Annotated in this window: 2 protein-coding genes; one reads left to right on the plus strand and one right to left on the minus strand. The window is 70.7% G+C overall.

Annotation, left to right across the window (positions count from 1 at the left end; genetic code table 11):
- On the plus strand, positions 1 to 2,607 hold a 2,607-nt coding region (locus VHR41_14835; protein ID HEX3235472.1), incomplete at its 5' end, for a hypothetical protein.
- A 6-nt stretch (positions 2,608 to 2,613) separates the two neighbouring features.
- On the opposite strand, the gene VHR41_14840 is transcribed toward VHR41_14835, so the two are convergent.
- Positions 2,614 to 3,774: hypothetical protein (locus VHR41_14840; GenBank protein HEX3235473.1), on the minus strand; the 1,161-nt coding region annotated here is incomplete at its 5' end.

Below are 3,774 nucleotides of genomic sequence, written 5' to 3' on the forward strand. Positions count from 1 at the left end.
CAGCACGACCGCTTCAACAGCATCCAGATCGACGGCGCCGGCAACATCGATCCCTTCGGCTGCGCCTGCTCCGGCCACGGCACGCCCGGGTGGGCCGTCGGCCTCGCCGCGTTCACGCCCGAGGCGGTGAAGGAGCTGCAGATCGTCACCGCGCCGTTCGACGTGCGCTACGGCAACTTCGCCGGCGGCCTCATCAACGCCGTCACCCAGTCGGGCACCAATACGACGACCGGCTCGATCCTCGGCTTCCTCGAGGGGGACGGCCTCTCCGGCACCGACACGGCCGGAAGCAGGGGCGCCGGGTTCAACCACAAGGAGCTCGGCCTGACGCTCGGCGGGCCCATCCTCCGGGACCGGGTGGCGTACTTCATCAACGCCTCGGTGACCCGGCAAGTCTTTGCCCAAGCCGTCCCGGCGCCAGGGATCGACACGACCAATGGGGCGGACTCCGTAGGCGTGGGCATCCGCTACGAGAGCCTGGTCCGGTTCCGGGATCTGCTCCGCGCCGACGGCGTCGATCCCGGCACCTTTGCCGCCGCGGCCAGCACCGCGCCCTCCCGGAACGTCTTCGCCAAGGTCACGGCGCAGCTCGGGGTGAACAGCCGGCTCGAGGTGTCGCACAACTACGGCCACGGCGACGCCCGGCTGCCGGCGGGCGATCGCTCCCCCGGCTCCTATTCCTTCTCCTCGACCGGCTCCGATAACCCCGAGACCATCAACGCCACCCGGCTCGCCTGGACCACCAGCTTCGGTGCGCGCTATGCCAACGAGCTGATGCTGGCCCGGGAGGACGACCGCCGGACCTGCCTGCCCAGCTCGAGATTCGCGGCCGTGTTCGTGGGGGCCGACGCCGGCATCCTGGCCGCGGGCACTCCCACGTCATGTCTCGGCCTCGAGACCGGCAGCACGACGTGGGAGGTGACCGACAACTTCGGGATCGCGGCGGGCAGCCACCGGCTCACGGTGGGCACCCACAGCGAGCTGATCAACCTGGTGGACGATGCGCTGCGGTATCCGGCCGGGCAGTGGAGCTTCGACGACCTGGACGCCCTGGCAGAGGGCCGTGCGTCCTCCTACCAGAAGGACTCGCTCACCGCGCTCGGCCCGCAGGTGGCGTTCCAGGTGAGACAGGCCGGGTTATACGTGCAGGACCAATGGGTGCCGACGCCCCGGCTGACCGTGATCGCCGGGCTTCGCCTCGACGTGCCGTTCGTCCCGACCGCGCCCGTCCGGGATACGCTGGCCCAGGCGACGCTCGGGATCAACACCGCCCTCACCCCCAGCGGGAACGCGCTCTGGTCTCCCCGCCTCGGCCTCAACTTCGATGCGTCGGGCCGAGGCACGGTCGTGGTGCGGGGCGGCGTGGGGCTCTTCGCGGGACGGCCGGCCTACTATTGGTTCAGGAACGTGTACAGTACCACAGGCGCCAGGGCGCTCCGCTTCACCTGTATCGGCGACGCCGTCCCCGCGTTCACTCTCGACCCCAATGCGCAGCCCGCCACCTGCGCCGTCCCCGCGCCTCCAAGCCGCCTGCTCACCTACTTCGACCCGGGGTTCCGCTTTCCCCGGAACCTCAAGCTGGCGCTGGGCGCGGACCTCCTGCTCCCCCGCGGCGTCCTGGGAACGGTGGACCTGCTCTACACCCGCGGCGTCAACACGGTCCACCTGGTGGATACCAACCTCGAAGGACCCGTCGGGGTGGCGGCGGGCGAGGGCGGCCGGACGATGTACGGAACCGTGGATCCCGGCACCGGCGAGGTCACGCCTGCGCGGGTGACTCCGCGCTTTCGCGGGGTGTACCAGATCCGGAACGGCAGCGGCGATCGCGCCCTCTCCGCCAGCGTCCAGCTGACCAAGCGGTTCGGCGGCGGCACCGAGCTGAGCGTGGCCTACACGTACACCGACGCGAAAGACCGGATGAGCACCGACGGCGATTTCCCGTTCGACAACGCCAGCTCGACCCCGGTCAACGGGAGCCTGGAGCACCGCGATCTCCGCCCCTCGATCTGGGAGGAGCCGCACAAGATCACCGTCGTGGCCACCGCCGATCTTCCCCTGGGCCTCCAACTGGGCTTCACCTACATCGGGGCGTCCGGCCCGCCGTATACCTACGTGCTGCAGGGCGACGCCAACGCCGACGGCTTTCCCGGGCCGGGCGGCGCGCCCAACGACGTGGTCTACGTGCCGAAGGACGCCAACGACATCACCCTGTCCGACCCGGCCCAGTTCCCGGCCCTCGACGACCTGATTCGGAAGGACGCCTGCCTGCGAGCGCAGCGAGGCCGTCTGCTGGCGCGGAACAGCTGCCGCGACCCGTGGTTGCACGAGACCACGGCGCGGCTGTCGAAGCGCTTCCGTCTGGCGGACCGGCGCAGCCTGGAGATCACCGCCGACCTGTTCAACGTGCTGCATTTCGTGCGCGGGAGCTGGGGCCTGGTCCGCCAGACCGTCACCGAGATCGGCAGGACCGTCCCCCTGCTCCAGCTGGTCGGGTACGACGAGGCCAACGGGCGGGGCGTGTACGATGTGCTGCCCGTATTTCGCCGCCAGATCGACTTCGACGACTCGCGCTGGCACCTGGAGCTCGGGAGCACGCTCTTCTTCTAATGAAGGTCAGTTGTCCGGTACGAGCAGCGCGTCGAAGGGCGGGTAGCCCCGCAGGGAGGCGAGGAGCGGGTCGGCGTGATAGGCGTGCGAGGGACCGAGCGGCAGGACCCCGCGCGCGCCGGCGTCCCGGAGCAGCGCCACTGCGCGATCGCGCCGGCCGAAACCCGCCGCGATGTGGGCGCGGGCGAGGATGAGCGCGCCTCGCACCGTCGGGATCCGCAGGGGACGATCGCTCTGCTCGGCCAGGACGCGGTCCACCCGATCGGCGCCGGCGGTATCGGCCCGGAGCACGGCCAGGCGCCCTTCCGCTTCCAGCACCGCGACGGAGTCGGGGTCGTGGCGGGCGATCCGGTCGAGCGCCACCCGCTCCTGATCGCTCCGGCCCAGGAGCAGGTCGGCCAGAGCGATGTTCCGGGTCCGCTCCGGCTCGAGCCCCGGACCCAGCTCCAGCCGCCGTAAGGTGCTCTCCGCGACCGCCAGGGCGGTGGGCTGGTGGCCATGGGCCGCGAGCTCGGCGGCGATCGTGAGGCTGGGTGCCGCCACCGAGTCGATGGAGCGCCCGCTCAGTGCATGGACCAGCTGCAGGGCCTCGGATTCGCGGCCCAGGGCGGCCAGAGCGCGTCCGCGGACGACCATCCAGCTCGCGTCGCTCGAGTCGCGCCAGCGATCCGTGATCTCGATCTCTTCCCGGTACTGGGCCAGCATGTGGTGCGAGGCGGCCAGCCACCACCAGTACGTCGGATCAACCTCCTCACCGGAGTCCGCCGGCAGGTACAGGCCGGGCCCCAAGCCCCGCAGTATCTGGCGCGACGCCCGCGGTTGGTTGGCGCGCTGCAGCGCCGACTGGTACTGCTTGGTGGCCGTCAGCGACCCCGGGTAGGCCTGGTAGCGTTGGCCCAGCAGTCGAACCGCGGTGGCCATGTCGCCTCGGCAGCGGGCCCGCAGCAGGTCGATGGTGAGCCGGTCCCATGCCGTGAGACGAGTCCTTTGGTCCGCGAGCGAAGTGGCGATCGAGTCGGTGATCTCACACCGGTCGGTCTGCATCGCCCGGTAGGCGAGCTGGATCCGGGGCGCGACGAAGCCGGAATCCAGCTCCGCCGAGCGGCGGTAGTGTCGCGTCTCCGCGTCCCAATCGTCCAGCGTTCGGCTCTTGAGGCCGGCAATGAA

The organism is Gemmatimonadales bacterium (assembly GCA_036265815.1).
Taxonomy (GTDB): Bacteria; Gemmatimonadota; Gemmatimonadetes; order Gemmatimonadales; family GWC2-71-9; genus CAVVWJ01.